This is a genomic window from Aliarcobacter cibarius, from assembly GCF_013372265.1.
In the GTDB taxonomy this organism is placed as follows: domain Bacteria; phylum Campylobacterota; class Campylobacteria; order Campylobacterales; family Arcobacteraceae; genus Aliarcobacter; species Aliarcobacter cibarius.
The window spans coordinates 1,029,499-1,045,247 of sequence record NZ_CP054051.1; the positions used below are offsets into that span (position 1 = coordinate 1,029,499).

The window sequence follows — 15,749 nt, forward strand, 5'->3', positions numbered from 1 at the left end:
TTATATTTTAAGGAATATAACTCTCTTTATTGTTTACAAACTTTGTTGTATAAAAAAGCTCTTTTAAAAATAAAACCAATGAAGCTACCAAAGAACCCATTGCTAGGATAAATAGATTTGCTATTAAAAAAGTGTGTTCAAAATGAAAAAATGAACTTAAAAAAATTGTAATAATTACAAGAGCGACTAAAAGACCTGTTGTTGTACCAAAGAATATTGCACGATTAGTATTGTTCATTCTCATAGTTAAAAAATTTCTTCTAGCTTTTATCATTTCTCTTAATTCATCATCCATTTTACCTTGCTCTTTTTTTTCATTTTCAAATTTATCTAGTCTATCTACTTTATCAATTATTCGAACTAGTCTACTTGTAAAAACATTTAAAAGTCCAGCCACACCAGCTAGTAAAAAAACTGGTGCAACTGAGAGTTGAATCATACTTGAAATTGAATTTACTTCGTTGATATTTATCACTATTTTGCTTCGTCAATAATTTTTAGAAGATCTTCTTGTGTTGTTTGTGCAAGTTCAATTAAATCAGGATTTATATCATCTACTAATTGTACAACAGAGTTTAAAGCAATATTAGTTTCTCCATCTTTTGTATAAACTGCTATTTTACAAGGCATAATACAAGATAAAGTTATATCCTCATTTAAAAAAGTTTCAGCAACATTTGGATTACAAATATCTAAAACTTGACAATCTTCACTTAAATCTTTACCTTTAGATTTTAGAGTTTCTTTTATATTGTGAACATGTAAAACACCAAATTTATAATTTGGTGCAATCTCTTTAATTTTTTCAACTACTTCTTGAACACTTTTGTCTGAAATTTCAATATATTGCATATTTTTCCTTTTATATATTTTTTTTACTGATTTTAGCAAATTAATTTTATGAAAATAGTAAATGATTTTAAAATTATGATATAATCTTTTAATTTTAGCATACTTCGGTCTATGCATGACTTCGTTTTTGTAGTATTTCTACAACTCATTTAAACTCAAATTATTCAACCTAGATCGTAACTTAAGCTAATAACTTTTGTGGGTTTATAAAACAAAAGGTACTTATGTCATTTTTAAATTTAGGATTATGCACAGAAATTCTTCGTGCAGTTAAAGAAGAGGGTTATACAAAAGCAACTCCTATTCAAATACAGTCTATACCAGTAATATTGTCAAAAAAAGATGTTTTAGCAGCTGCTCAAACAGGAACTGGAAAAACTGCTGGTTTTACACTTCCATTATTGCAGTTATTAAATAAAAACTATTCAAAAGATAAAAAAAGAGTTGTAAAAGCCCTTATTTTAACTCCAACAAGAGAATTAGCATCACAAGTTGGACAAAGTGTTCAAACTTACGGAAAATATCTCTCTTTTAAATCAGCTGTTATATTTGGAGGAGTTGGAATAAACCCACAAAAAGCTATTATAAAAAAAGGTATTGATATTATTACTGCAACTCCTGGAAGATTGCTTGATTTGGTATCTCAAGATAGTTTAGATTTATCAAAAGTTGAATTTTTGGTTTTAGATGAAGCTGATAGAATGCTTGATATGGGATTTATACATGATATTAAAAAAATATTAGCACTTCTTCCAAAAAAAAGACAAAATCTACTTTTTTCAGCTACTTTCTCACCTGAAATTAAAAAATTAGCAGATGGATTACTAAATTCTCCAGTTTTAATAGAGGCTTCAAAAGCAAATAGCACTTCACATAAAGTTGAACAAACTATCCATTTAGTTGATAAAAATAGAAAAAAAGAGCTTTTAGTTCATCTTTTAAATAAAAATAATTTGAAACAAGTTTTAGTTTTTACAAGAACAAAGCATGGTGCTAATAAGCTAAGTGAAGCTTTAATAAAAGATAAAATAACTTCAGCTGCAATTCATGGAAATAAATCTCAAGGTGCAAGAACAAAAGCTTTAGATGATTTTAAATCAGGAAAAGTAAGAGTTTTGGTTGCAACTGATATAGCAGCAAGAGGAATAGATATAGATCAATTACCACATGTAATAAATTTTGAATTACCAAATGTTCCTGAAGATTATGTTCATAGAATTGGACGAACAGGAAGAGCTGGAAATAAAGGTGAAGCTATATCTTTAGTTTGTGTTGATGAACATGAATATTTATTTGGAATAGAAAAATTAATTAAACAAAAAATAAATAAAATTGCAATAGATGGATTTAAAGTAGATCCAAATATAAAAGCGGAATCTATTTCAAACAGTAAAAATAAAAATAATAGTCAAAGTAGAGCAACAAAAAATAAAGTTTCTACATCACAAGATAAAACTTCTAATTCAAAAAGAGATCAAGAAAATTCATCTTTAAGCTCAAAATCTAGAGAAAACAACAATAGACATTTTTCAAAAAAAAGTGAATCTTCATCTAATGGCTCAAGAAATAGAAGAGTGAATTCAACTTTAAAAACTAAATAAATTCTAATCCTATAAGTAAGATGTTTTCAAAATCATCTTACTTACTTTTAAAATTAATAATCAATTCATATCCTTATAGATATACTTTTTTCTCTTAAAATATAAAAAAAGAAAGATTTCATAGATGAAAAAAGTAAAATTACAAAATTTAGATTGTGCAAATTGCGCCTTAAAAATAGAAAAAACTTTAAATGATATGCCAGAATTATCAAATGTTAAATTGAATTTTTCTACTTCAACTCTTACTTTTGAACAAAATACAAATAATGATTTATTGGATGTTATTGAAAAAGAGATTCAAAAAATTGAAAAGGAAGTTTTTATAGTAAAAGAAGAGAATAAAAAGCAAAAAACATTTTGGCAACTTCTAGATAAAAAGCTTTTAGCTATTACGCTAGTATCTCTTTTTTTAACTTATATCTCTTATAACTATATAGAAAATAGACAAATGCAAATTGCAGTTTATATTGTGGCTTATATAATTGTAGGTTGGGATGTTTTATACAAAGCATTTAATAACATAATAAATGGAAAAGTATTTGATGAATACTTTTTAATGTCAATAGCAACTTTGGGTGCTTTTGGTTTGGCTGATTTTGTTGAAGGTATATCGGTTATGATATTTTATCAAGTAGGTGAAATGTTTCAAAGGGTTGCTGTTTCAAATTCTAGAGATAATATAAATGCACTAATTGATATCAAACCAGAGTATGCTTTTGTAAAAGAGGGTGATATTGTAGTTCAAAGAACTCCTGAAGAGCTAAGAATTGGAGATATTATCTTAGTAAAAGTAGGTGAAAAAGTTCCAGTAGATGCTATATTATTAAATAATTCATGCCTATTTGATACAAGTGCAATAACAGGGGAATTTAGACCAAAAACTATAAATGAGAATGAATCTGTTTTAAGTGGATTTATAAATGTTTCAAACGCTGTTTATTTAAAAGTTAACTCTCTTTATAAAGATTCAACTATTGCAAAAGTTATAGAACTTATAGAAAATGCAAGTTCAAAAAAAGCAAATGCTGAGAAGTTTATAACAAAATTTGCAGCTGTTTATACTCCTATTGTTGTTGTTATGGCTCTATTTTTAGCATTTTTACCACCATTTTTTATAGAAGGTGCTTTATATTCTGATTGGATTGAAAGAGCTTTGGTATTTTTAGTTATTTCTTGTCCTTGTGCTTTGGTTGTATCTATTCCACTATCTTTTTTTAGCGCAATTGGTGCTGTTTCAAAAAAAGGTATTTTAGTAAAAGGTGCAAATTATATAGAAAAACTAACAGAAATTGAAAATATTGTTTTTGATAAAACAGGAACTTTAACTAAAGGTGTTTTTGAAGTTATAAAAGTAGAAGCTTTTGATATAAATAAAGATGAACTTTTAAGATATGCTGCAATAGTTGAGAGTTTTTCAACTCATCCAATAGCAAAAGCAATTGTAAAATCTTATGATAAAGAATTAAATTTAAAAGAGTTAAATTCAAGTAAAGAGTTTAGTGGTTTGGGTATAAAAGCTATTGTAAATGAAAAGGAGATTTTAATAGGAAATAAAAAACTTCTTGAAAAATTCGATATAAAGATTTCAGAAGATTTAGAAGAGAAGTTAAATGTTGTTTATGTATCAATTGATTCAAAACTTGTTGGGTATATTGTAGTAAGTGATATTATAAAACCTGAAGCAAAAGAGTTTATTAAAGAATTAAAAAAATTGAATATCTTTAAAACTTATATGTTGACAGGTGATAAAAAAGAGCAAGCAATTGAAGTATCAAAAGCTATAGGAATAGAGAATATAAAATATGAGCTTCTCCCTCAAGATAAATTGAAAATTTATGAAGAAATAAAAAAAGAGAGTGGAAAAACAACAGCTTTTGTGGGGGATGGAATAAATGATGCTCCAACATTAGCTGCATCAGATATTGGTTTTGCTATGGGTGGAGTTGGAAGTGATTTAGCTATTAAATCTGCTGATGTTATAGTTTTAAATGACAATTTAAATGCAATAAGTGATGCTATAAAAATAGCTAAAAAAACTAAAGCTATTGTATATCAAAACATTGTATTTATTATGGCTATAAAAATTGGCTTTTTATTTTTAGGAGCAAGTGCGCTTATAGGAATGAAAGAAGCAATTTTTGCAGATATGGGAGTTGCACTAATAGCAATATTTAATTCAATGAGAATACTAAAAGATATAAATAAATAGGAGAAATATTTTGAATTATGAAATAAAAAATAGTTTTATAAAAGCAAAAATTAGATCTTTTGGAGCAGAACTAAATAGCCTTCAAAAAATTACAAATAATTTTGAGTATATATGGCAAGCAGATTCAAAATACTGGGCAAGGCACTCACCTGTTCTTTTTCCTATTGTTGGAAGATTAAAAGATGATATATATTTTTATAAAGATAAAAAATATAATTTGTCTCAACATGGTTTCTCAAGAGATAAAGAGTTTGAATTAGTTAAAAAAGAGGAAGATTTTATAGAGTTTGTTTTAAAAAGTGATGAAAGAACTTTTAAAATTTATCCTTTTTTATTTGAGTTGAATATCTCATATAAATTAGACAAAACAAAACTAATAATTTCTTATAAAATAAAAAATAGAAGTGAAGATAGTATCTATTTTTCAATAGGTGCCCATCCAGCTTTTAATATTTTAGATGGTGATTTTTTAGAATTTGAAAATGTAGAAAAAGCCAAGAGATATTTTTTAAATGAAAAAGGGTTAGTTTATAAAGATGAAGAGTTGTCTTTTATAGAAAATAAACTTTTTTTAGATGAAAATATATTTAAAAATGATGCTTTGATTTTTAATGATTTGAGTATAAAATCTATTAATCTAAGAGATAAAAATAATAATAAAATTTTAAAAGTTGAATTTGAAAGATTTCCTTATTTAGGAATTTGGTCAAAACCAAATCTTGCACCTTTTGTATGTATTGAACCTTGGTTTGGAGTTGCAGATGAAGAAAATTCGAATCAAAATATAGAAGAGAAAAAAGGAATTCAAATCTTGCAAAAAGATGAAATTTTTTCTTGTTTTTATAGTATTGAAATTTAAAGAATAAAGAAAAAAATCTCTTTATTCTTTAACCTTGCATTCCTGAACCAGAACTATTTTTTGGTTTAGAAAAACTTTTTTTTGTAACAACTATCTCTTTTTGTTTCTCTTTTCTTAATGTATCTTTTTCAACAAAGATTTTTTCTTTTGTAAATGGATCAAGTTCTGTGTAATACATAACAGCTGAGTAAGTTCCTGGAGTTGGAGTAAATACTTGAGCTTGTTCAGGATTTATCTTTAATTCATGAGTTGTAAATTGCTTTAACTCATGCATGTGGCTTTCTTTACATCCTGGATGAGCAGCTATTAGATAATATGTTAAAAATTGTTTTTTACCAGTTTCTCTATTGAGTTCATCAAACATTCTTTTAAACTCAATAAGTGATTGTTTTCCTGGTTTTCCCATATGGTGAAGTACTTCATCACTTGTATGTTCAGGAGCTATTTTCATTTGACCTGAAATATGATGGTCAATTATCTCTTTTAAATACTCTTTTCCATGATTTTTATCAGCAGCTATAAAGTCATATCTAATTCCAGAAGCTATAAATGCTTTTTTAACACCAGGAACTGCTCTTATATCTCTTAAAAGATTTATGTTTCTACTATGATTTACTTTCATTGTACGACAAAGTCTATGCGCATCAACACATCTTTTATTATCTATGCAAGTTCCTAAATTTATCTTTTTTTTACATTCATAACCATACATATTTGCAGTTGGTCCACCCACATCAGAGATAATTCCTTTAAAATCTTTCATAGTTGTGAAATGTTTTGCTTCACCTAAAATATTTTGTTCACTTCTTGTTCTTATAGTTCTTCCTTGATGGGCTGCAATCGCACAGTAATTACACTCTCCCCAACAACCATGATGTGTCATAATTGAGAATTTTATAGTCTCTAAAGCTTTTACTTTTCCTTCTTTTGCATGATATGGATGTAAATCCCTTTGATATGGGAAAGAGGCTATTTTGTCCATCTCATTTTCTTCTAAATAACGGCTTGGTGGGTTTTGGATTAGGTATCTTCCATCTACTTCTTGACAGAGACCTTTTGAATACATTGGGTCATTATTGTCATAAAATGTTCTAAAAAGGTCAATATATTTCTCTTTATTTTCTAAACACTCTTTATGAGATGGAATTTGAATATACTCTTTTACTGGTTCTTTTGAAATATAGCAAAGCCCTGCAATAGTTTTCACGTCTTTACCTTCTTTTAAATAAAGCCCCAAATCTATTATTGCTTGTTCACCCATTCCATAAACCATATAATCAGCTTTTGAATCAAATAAAATTGGTTTTCTTAAACTGTTTGACCAATAATCATAATGTGTAAGTCGTCTAAGACTTGCTTCTATCCCACCTAAAACAATTGGAACAGTATTTTTAAAATATCTTCTTATTAAATTTGTATAAACTAAAGTTGCTCTATCAGGTCGTTTGTTATTTTTTCCACCAGGAGTATAATCATCATCATTTCTAAACTTTTTTGTAGCTGTATAGTTTGAAACCATTGAGTCAATACTTCCACCACTAACTCCCCAAAAAAGTTTTGGTTCACCTAATCTTTTAACATCAATATCACTATTAACATCAGGTTGTCCTATTATTCCAACTCTTAGTCCAATATCTTCTAATATTCTTCCAACAACAGCAATTCCCATAAAAGGCGAATCTATATATGCATCACCTGTTATTAAAACAACATCAAGCTCATCCCAACCTCGTTGTTTCATCTCTTCTTTAGTTGTTGGTAAAAATTTATTTAATTTATCCATTAATCTTCTTTTTTTAATAATATATTATTAGTATTATGCCCAAATAGATTTTATGAAGTGATTTAATTTATAGTTTGAAAAGTTTTGTGTAAAGAGAAATTACTTTCTCTTTACAGCTTTTGCGTTTGGTAAATCTGTGATTGTTCCTTCGAAAATCTCAGCAGCCATACCAATAGATTCGTGTAGCGTTGGGTGAGCATGAATTGTAAGAGCTATATCTTCAGCATCACAATCCATTTCAAGAGCTAGTGAAATTTCACCTAAAAGCTCTCCAGCATTTTCTCCAACAATTGCTCCACCAATTAATTGATGAGTATCTTTGTTGAAGATTAATTTTGTCATACCTGTATTTGAAACATCGCTAGCTAGTGCTCTTCCACTTGCGCTCCATGGGAAAGTAGAAACTTCATAGTTTATTCCAGCTTTTTTAGCTTCAATTTCAGTCATTCCAGCCCAAGCAATTTCAGGGAATGTATATGCAATAGAAGGAATTTGTTTTGGCTCAAAGTAAACTTTATGACCAGCAATTACTTCAGCAGCTACATGACCTTCATGAACAGCTTTATGTGCAAGCATTGGTTGTCCAATAATGTCTCCAATAGCAAAAATATGAGGAACTTTTGTTCTTAGTTGAGAATCAACTTTGATTAATCCTTGTTCATTTACTTCAACATTTGTATTTTCAAGACCAAGTTTATTTCCATTTGCACTTCTTCCAAGAGCAACTAAAACAGCATCATATAAAATTCCTTCTTTAGGTGCATTTTCACCTTTGAATTCTACATAAATACCATCAGGTTTTGGAATGATACTTTGAGTTTGAGTTTTATACATGATATTAAATCTATTTGCATTTGCTTTTGTATAAAGTTTTATTAAATCAGCATCTGTTCCAGTCATTAGTTGTTCACCTCTAATTGCAACATCAACTTGGCTTCCTAAAGTTGAGTAAACTGTACCCATCTCAAGACCAATAATTCCTCCACCAAGGATTAAAAGTTTTTTAGGAACTTCTTTTACTTCTAAAGCATTTGTTGAATCCCAAATTCTTGGATCTTCATGAGGAATAAATGACATTTTTGAACTTTGGCTACCTGCAGCAATAATGCAGTAGTCAAAAGTTACTTTTGTTTTTTCATCACTATTTGATAAACTAACTTCAACACTATGTTCATCTAAGAATTTAGCAACACCTTGAATATGTTGAACTTTTCTCATCTTTGCCATAGCATCTAATCCACCAGTAAGTTTTTTTACAACTCCACTTTTGTATTCAGCAACTTTTTTAATATCTATTTTTGGGCTTTCGTAAAATATTCCAGCTTTTTCTATATGTTTTGCTTCTTCTATAACTTTTGCAACATGTAAAAGTGCTTTTGAAGGAATACATCCAACATTTAAGCAAACTCCACCCAAAGTAGGGTGTCGTTCAACTATAACTGTCTCAAGACCTAAATCAGCACATCTAAATGCTGCAGAGTAACCACCAGGTCCTGCCCCAATTACTAAAACTTGAGTTTTAACTTCAGTCATTTTAGTCTCCTTATAGACTTAACAATCTAATATCACTTAAAAGTTGTGATACAGTTGTTGTAAATCTAGCACCATCAGCACCATCTATTACTTTGTGGTCATAAGATAGACTTAATGGAAGCATTAATCTTGGTTTGAATTTTTTACCATTAAACACAGGTTTAATAGAAGATTTTGAAATTCCTAAAATTGCAACTTCAGGAGCATTTATAATTGGTGTAAAATATGTACCACCAATTCCACCAAGACTAGAAATTGTAAAGCATCCTCCACTCATATCATTTGAAGTTAGTTTTCCATCTCTTGCTTTTTGTGATAGTTCTGCTAATTCAAGAGCAATTTGTTTAAACCCTTTTTTATCAACATCTTTAATCACTGGTACTAAAAGACCATTTGGAGTATCAACTGCAACTCCAATGTTATAGTACTCTTTCATAATCAATTCTTGTCCATCTAAACTTAAGCTTGAATTGAATTTTGGATGAATAGCTAAAGCTTTTTGAACAGCTTTAATAATAAATACTAAAGGTGAAAGTTTGAAATCTTTTGCTTTTTCATTTTGTTCTTTTCTAAACTCTTCAAGTTCAGTAATATCAGCTTCATCAAATTGTGTAACATGAGGAGCTGATAAATAGTTTTTATGTAAAAATGGTCCAGATATTTTTTGAACTCTACTTAATTCAACTCTATTTACTTTTCCAAATTGTGAGAAATCAATCTCTTTTGACTCAGGAAGGCTAAATCCAAATCCGATACTTGAAGCAGAAGCTGGTTTATTTAGTTGCTCTTTTACATAAGCTTTAATATCTTCAACTAAAATTCTTCCTTTATTTCCACTACCTTTTACAAAACCTAAATCAACTCCAAACTCTCTTGCTACTTTTCTAACACTTGGACTTGCATAAACTTTTGTAGCTTTTTTAGATAAAACTTTACTCTCTTCTTCAATATCTGCACTTCTAGCTGCTACTTCTTGTAAAGTTGGTTTAGAACCACTCTCTTTTTCAACAGTTGTAGGAGTTGAACTTGCAGCAAAAGTTGGAGTTGGAACTTTATCTTCAATTACAACAGTTTTAATAACTTTTGCAATTAAATCTCCACTATTGATTTTTTGACCTTTTTCTACAAAAATTTCAATAACTTCTCCACCAAAAGGTGCAGGAACATCCATAGAAGCTTTTTCAGTTTCAAGAGTGATAATACTGTAATCTTTTACAATTATATCTCCTATATGAATCATAACATCAATTAAATCTACATCTTTTTCAGCCCCTAAATCAGGAACTCTTACTTCTTCAACAACTGATTTTATAGTTTGTTCTTTTACAAATTGTGGAGGAGTTATAGCAGCAATTTCCTCTTTTACCTCTTCAACTTTTGAAGCAGTAGCAGCAACTTCATCTGCTTGTGAGCTATTTACTTCAACTTCATCAGTTGCTTCAACTTTAGCAATTAAATCTCCACTGTTTACCTTATCACCAACTTTTACTAAAATTTCAACAATTTTACCTTTATAAGGAGTTGGAACATCCATAGAAGCTTTTTCAGTTTCTAAAGTGATAAGCCCATCTTCAATTTCAACGCTATCACCAATTTTTACCATTATGTCAATTAAATCAACATCTTTATCAGCACCTAAATCTGGAATAAAAACATCATAAACTTTTGCCATTTTTTACTCCTTAAGCATTTCTTGGATTGATTCTAGTTGCATCAATCTCATATTTTTTCATAGCTTCAAGAGCCACTTTTTTATCTAATTTACCATTTCTTGCAAGCTCTGCTAAAGTAGTATAAACAATAAAGTTTGTATCAACTTCAAAGAATTTTCTTAAGTTTGCTCTACTATCACTTCTTCCAAAACCATCAGTTCCTAAAGCTTTAAAACTTCCTTTTATGTAAGGTCTTAATTGTTCAGAATAAGCTTTTATATAATCAGTTGCACTAATAATAATGTTGTCATTATTGCTTCCTAAAACTTTTTCAACGTATGGTACTAGAGGCTCTTTATCTATATTTAAAAGATTTGCTCTTTCAACATCTTGAGCTTCTCTTGTTAATTCATTATAAGAAGTAACAGAGTAAATATCTACTTTAATATCATATTCACTTGATAAAATTTCTGCTGCTTTAATAGCTTCTTGGAAAATTGATCCTGAACCTAAAAGTTTAACTTGAAAATCATTTCTTGCTTCAAAAGTTTTAACTTTATAGATACCTTTTATAATTCCCTCTTCAGCACCTTCAGGCATTGCAGGTTGTACATAGTTCTCATTTAAAGTTGTAATATAGTAGAAGATATCTTCTTGTTTCTCACCATACATTCTATCAATACCATCTTTTACAATAACTGCAACTTCATAACCATAAGTTGGATCATAAGTAATACAATTTGGTACAGTATTTGCTAAAATGTGAGAGTGACCATCTTCGTGTTGTAAACCTTCACCATTTAGTGTAGTTCTACCACTTGTTCCACCAACAAGGAATCCTCTTGCTTTTTGATCACCAGCTGCCCAACATAAGTCACCAGTTCTTTGGAATCCAAACATAGAATAGAAAATATAGAATGGAATCATTGGACAGTTATTAACTGAATATGAAGTAGCTGCTGCAATCCATGAACTCATAGCTCCTAACTCATTAATTCCTTCTTGTAAAACTTGTCCTTTAATATCTTCTTTATAGAATGCTACTTGATCTTTATCTTGTGGAATATATTTTTGTCCAGCACTTGAATAAATACCAAATTGTCTAAACATACCTTCCATACCAAAAGTTCTAGCTTCATCAGGAACGATTGGAACAATGCTTTTTCCAATATTTTTATCTTTTAATAAAACATTTAAAACTCTTACAAATGCCATAGTTGTAGATATTTCTCTATCTCCACTTCCAGCTAAAATACTTTCAAAATCACCTAAAGCAGGAATTTCTAGTTTATTTGTAAATTTCTCTAATCTTTGAGGTACAAATCCACCAAGAGAAGCTCTTCTTTCTTTTAGATATTTAATTTCAGGAGAATCTTCAGATGGTCTATAATATGAATAAGATTCAACTGCTTCATCACTTATAGGTAAATCAAATCTATCTCTAAACGCTTTTAGGTGGTTTACATCTACTTTTTTAACTTGGTGAGCAATGTTCATACCTTCAGCAGCACTTCCCATTCCATAACCTTTTACAGTTTTTGCTAAGATTACTGTTGGTCTTCCTTTTGTTTCAACTGCTCTTTTGAATGCAGCATAAACTTTAACAGGGTCATGTCCACCTCTATTTAATTTCCAAATATCATTGTCACTTAAATTTTCAACTAGTTTTGCAGTTTCTGGGAATTTATTAAAGAAATTCTCTCTAGTATATGCTCCACCTTTTTGTTTAAAGTTTTGATATTCTCCATCAACTGTTTGTTCCATTAATTCAAGAAGTTTACCAGATGTATCTTTTTCTAAAAGTGCATCCCATAGACCTCCCCAAATTACTTTAAGAACTTCCCAACCAGCTCCTCTAAATTCACCTTCAAGTTCTTGAATAATTTTTCCATTTCCTCTAACTGGACCATCAAGTCTTTGTAAGTTACAGTTAATAACAAAAATAAGATTATCTAAACCTTCTCTAGCAGCCATACCAATTGCACCTAAAGATTCAGGTTCATCACACTCTCCATCTCCCATGAAACAATATACTTTTTGTTCACTACAATCTTTAATTCCTCTATTTGTAAGGTATTTTAAAAATCTTGCTTGATAAATAGCTTGTAATGGTCCAAGTCCCATAGATACTGTAGGGAATTGCCAATATGAAGGCATTAGTTTTGGATGTGGATAAGATGATAATCCATCATTAAATGCTTCTTGTCTAAAATTATCCATTTGTTCTTGAGTAAATCTTCCTTCTAAGAAACTTCTAGCATAAATACCTGGAGAAATGTGTCCTTGAAAAAATATTAAATCTCCACCATCTTTTTCATTTGGTGCTCTAAAAAAGTGATTAAAAGCAACATCATAAAGTGTAGCAGATGATTGAAAAGATGCTATATGACCACCAAGTTCAAGTTGTTTATTTGAAGCTCTTTGAACCATAATTTGAGCATTCCATCTAATAATTGATCTTATTTTTCTTTCTAAATCCATGTCAGCTGGCATCTTTGGTTCTTCGCTAGTAGGAATAGTATTTATATAAGCAGTTGTTGCACTATAAGGTAAGTGAGCGCCACTTCTTCTTGATTTGTCTATTAATTTTTCTAGTAGAAAATGAGCTCTCTCAACTCCTTCTTCTTCTATAACAGCTTCTAAAGCTTCCATCCACTCTTTTGTTTCCAGTGGATTGATATCTTCTAAATGTAACTTTGGCATAAATCTCCTTTTATAAAAGTTATCTTAATTTTTAAAATTAATTTGCAATTTTAATATGAATTAAATTATAATTCACTTAGTCAAATCTTTTTAGGACAAAAAATAGATGAAGTTTAACAATAAATTTAGATTGATTATATCACAAAACCTTAGTTCTAAGGTTAACTCTAATATAGATAAAGCATTATTTAAAGCTTTTAATAATGATAGCTTACCAATTTTAAGAATTTATTCTTGGGAAGATAGCATTAGTTTTGGTGCAGGGCAAAATATAGACGATTATTCTTCGTTAAAAGAGGAGTATAAAAACAATGTATCTAAGAGATTAACAGGTGGTGGAGTTCTTTTTCATGGACATGATATCTCTTATACAATAGTTTTAAATCCAAATATGATTGAAAATCGTGATGTAAAAGAGACATATTTTCTATTATGTCAATTTTTGTTGAAATTTTACGAATATTTAGGATTAAAAGCTAGTTTTGCAAAGGATAATGAAAATATAATTTTGAGTAAAAGTCCTTTTTGTCAAGTTGGATTTGAAGCCTATGATATTATAATAAATGATAAAAAGATTGGTGGAAATGCTCAAAAAAGAGCAAAAAATTGCATTTTACAACATGGTTCAATTCCATTATTTAAAAAACAAAATAGTGAATTTTTTGGAAGTAGTTTAGATGATTTTGGAATAAATTTAGGTTTTGAAGAGGCAAAAGATGCTCTTGTAAAAGCATTTATAGAAAGTTTTAATGTAGAATTTATTGAAGATGATTTAAATAGTGATGAAATAGAAATTTTAAATAGATTAAATAATGAAAATAATTAAAGAGGAAAATATGACACAACAATTTAATACTAATAATACAAGTGAAGCAAATTTTAAAAAACCAGAATGGTTAAGAAAAAAATTAACTCCTCATACGCAAGTTGAAATGGAAAATTTATTAAAAGATGTAGGTGGGCTTCACACAATTTGTCAAGAAGCAAAATGTCCAAATATAAGTGAGTGTTTTTCAAATAAAAACGCTACATTTTTGATTTTAGGAAATATTTGTACTAGAAGATGTACATATTGTAATGTAAAAACAGGATTACCAAATGGAGTTGATGAAACAGAGATAAAAAAAGTAACCACTTCAGTTTTAAGTTTAGGGCTGAAATTTGTTGTAATAACAAGTCCTGCTAGAGATGATTTAAAAGATGGTGGAGCTGAGCAATTTTATAAAGTAACAAAAGATATTATAGAAAAATCTCCTCAAACAAAAGTTGAAATATTAATTCCTGATTTCAAAGGAAATGAAGATAGTTTGAAAAGAGTTATAGAATCAGGTGCAACTATTATTGGACACAATGTAGAAACAGTTCCGAGCTTATATAGAATTAGAAGAAATGGAACTTATGCAAGAAGTTTAGAAGTTTTAAGAAAACTAAAAGAGCTTGGTGGAGATAAAATAAAAACAAAAAGTGCTTTAATGGTAGGGCTTGGTGAAACAGAAGATGAGATGATTCAAGTTTTTCAAGATTTATTAGAAGTAGGTTGTAAATTTTTAAGTATTGGCCAATATTTAGCACCTAGTGGAGACTTTGAGAAGGTTATTGAGTATGTAAAACCAGAACAATTTCAAAGATATGAAGATATTGCTTATAAAATGGGATTTGAGTTTGTAAAAGCAAGTCCATATGCTAGAAGTTCTTACATGGCTCATCATTATTTAAATATGGCTACTGCTTTATAAGATAATTTAGGTATTTAAATTTTATGAATTTAAATACCTTCTTATTTAGATAATGTAATCGAATTGAAATAAATATTCACTAAAATATTATAATTTTTAGGTTAAGAACTTAAAAATAAATATCAAAAAAAAGGAATTATATATGAGTATTACGGAAAAGTTTGAGAGGAAGCCTCAAGAGATTAGTTATACAGTTGAAGCCATAAGAAACATGGATAATAAAAAGGTTGAAGATCTTGCAAGAAGTTTAATTGAAGAAGATTATTGGTTACATTCTGATGCACAAGATTTATTTGAATTAAGATTATGTAACATCTATATTCAAGCACAAAATATGTCATTAAAACATAATAAAAAGAAAAATATCTTTGCTGTAGGTTTTTAATATTTCATTGTTAAATTTATACTTTGTAATAAGTTTTTAGATTAAAAATTTATTCTTCAAGTATTTTTTGACTCTTTTATAATCTTTCTAATATTTTCAAATTTTAAAAAAAGTTTTTCATCTTTTACTTTATTTTCAAAAATCCCTAAAGAGCGTTCTTCATATTTCGTATCTTCAATTTTCTTATTTTTTTCAACATTTATATTATTTGTTACAAAAAAATCTATATCAGAAATATCGTCAAATTGATATTTTTCTAATAAATTCTTTATTTCCTCTTTGTTATACTTGAATTCCATTTTATATACTTGGTGAGTCAATACAAAAAAAAGAGTTCTATTTTTTACATATGCAAATTTGATACCATTTTTAAGTTTTGCAGGAAGAATATCAATAAATTTCGAGATTGATTTTATGGTATTAAATTTTTTAAATT

Annotated in this window: 13 protein-coding genes; 6 read left to right on the top strand and 7 right to left on the bottom strand. The window is 28.6% G+C overall.

Translation table 11 applies throughout. The features are described from left to right. Positions 1-7 precede the first annotated feature (7 nt). Together ACBT_RS05120 and ACBT_RS05125 are read right to left on the bottom strand one after the other, a co-directional pair. Positions 8-475, bottom strand: coding sequence for a DUF2721 domain-containing protein (locus ACBT_RS05120; RefSeq protein WP_024775173.1), 468 nt, complete (start codon positions 473-475; stop codon positions 8-10). Beyond that, the gene (locus ACBT_RS05125; protein ID WP_024775172.1) at positions 475-852 is read right to left on the bottom strand and encodes a DUF302 domain-containing protein; all 378 of its coding nucleotides are present in this window, start codon (positions 850-852) and stop codon (positions 475-477) included. Before ACBT_RS05125 ends, ACBT_RS05120 begins: the two co-directional genes overlap by 1 nt. Before the next feature lie 224 nt (positions 853-1,076). On the opposite strand from ACBT_RS05125, the gene ACBT_RS05130 reads away from it, so the two are divergent. The 3 genes from ACBT_RS05130 to ACBT_RS05140 all read left to right on the top strand — a co-directional run bounded on the left by ACBT_RS05130 (position 1,077) and on the right by ACBT_RS05140 (position 5,521). Then, the gene (locus tag ACBT_RS05130) at positions 1,077-2,453 is read left to right on the top strand and encodes a DEAD/DEAH box helicase (protein ID WP_024775171.1); all 1,377 of its coding nucleotides are present in this window, start codon (positions 1,077-1,079) and stop codon (positions 2,451-2,453) included. A 124-nt stretch (positions 2,454-2,577) separates the two neighbouring features. Next, positions 2,578-4,662: a heavy metal translocating P-type ATPase gene (locus tag ACBT_RS05135; protein ID WP_024775170.1), complete on the top strand. Its 2,085-nt coding sequence runs from the start codon at positions 2,578-2,580 to the stop codon at positions 4,660-4,662. Positions 4,663-4,672: 10 nt separating this feature from the next. Next, positions 4,673-5,521, top strand: a complete 849-nt coding sequence (locus tag ACBT_RS05140; RefSeq protein WP_024775169.1) for an aldose 1-epimerase family protein — start codon at positions 4,673-4,675, stop codon at positions 5,519-5,521. Between the two features lie 28 nt (positions 5,522-5,549). Here the strand turns inward: ACBT_RS05140 and ACBT_RS05145 are convergent, their stop codons facing one another. From ACBT_RS05145 to aceE, 4 genes are all read right to left on the bottom strand, one after another. Next, positions 5,550-7,304, bottom strand: coding sequence for a YgiQ family radical SAM protein (locus ACBT_RS05145; RefSeq protein ID WP_024775168.1), 1,755 nt, complete (start codon positions 7,302-7,304; stop codon positions 5,550-5,552). A gap of 99 nt (positions 7,305-7,403) precedes the next feature. Then, entirely contained in the window at positions 7,404-8,837 is a 1,434-nt protein-coding gene (gene lpdA, locus ACBT_RS05150) for a dihydrolipoyl dehydrogenase (RefSeq protein ID WP_024775167.1), read from the bottom strand. A 10-nt stretch (positions 8,838-8,847) separates the two neighbouring features. Continuing rightward, entirely contained in the window at positions 8,848-10,509 is a 1,662-nt protein-coding gene (locus ACBT_RS05155; RefSeq protein ID WP_024775166.1) for a dihydrolipoyllysine-residue acetyltransferase, read from the bottom strand. A gap of 10 nt (positions 10,510-10,519) precedes the next feature. Continuing rightward, entirely contained in the window at positions 10,520-13,192 is a 2,673-nt protein-coding gene (gene aceE / locus ACBT_RS05160; protein ID WP_024775165.1) for a pyruvate dehydrogenase (acetyl-transferring), homodimeric type, read from the bottom strand. Positions 13,193-13,298: 106 nt separating this feature from the next. Here aceE and ACBT_RS05165 point away from each other — a divergent pair, with 106 nt between their 5' ends. The 3 genes from ACBT_RS05165 to ACBT_RS05175 all read left to right on the top strand — a co-directional run bounded on the left by ACBT_RS05165 (position 13,299) and on the right by ACBT_RS05175 (position 15,313). Beyond that, positions 13,299-14,018 (top strand): lipoate--protein ligase family protein, encoded by a 720-nt coding sequence (locus ACBT_RS05165; RefSeq protein ID WP_024775164.1) that lies wholly within the window; start codon positions 13,299-13,301, stop codon positions 14,016-14,018. A 10-nt stretch (positions 14,019-14,028) separates the two neighbouring features. Beyond that, positions 14,029-14,928, top strand: coding sequence for a lipoyl synthase (lipA, locus tag ACBT_RS05170; protein WP_034218554.1), 900 nt, complete (start codon positions 14,029-14,031; stop codon positions 14,926-14,928). A gap of 142 nt (positions 14,929-15,070) precedes the next feature. After that, positions 15,071-15,313 (top strand): hypothetical protein, encoded by a 243-nt coding sequence (locus tag ACBT_RS05175; RefSeq protein WP_024775162.1) that lies wholly within the window; start codon positions 15,071-15,073, stop codon positions 15,311-15,313. 56 nt (positions 15,314-15,369) lie between these two features. Here the strand turns inward: ACBT_RS05175 and ACBT_RS11720 are convergent, their stop codons facing one another. Further along, positions 15,370-15,612 carry a hypothetical protein gene (locus ACBT_RS11720; protein ID WP_228130300.1) on the bottom strand — a complete coding sequence of 81 codons (243 nt, stop codon included), beginning with the start codon at positions 15,610-15,612 and terminating at the stop codon, positions 15,370-15,372. Positions 15,613-15,749 lie beyond the last annotated feature (137 nt).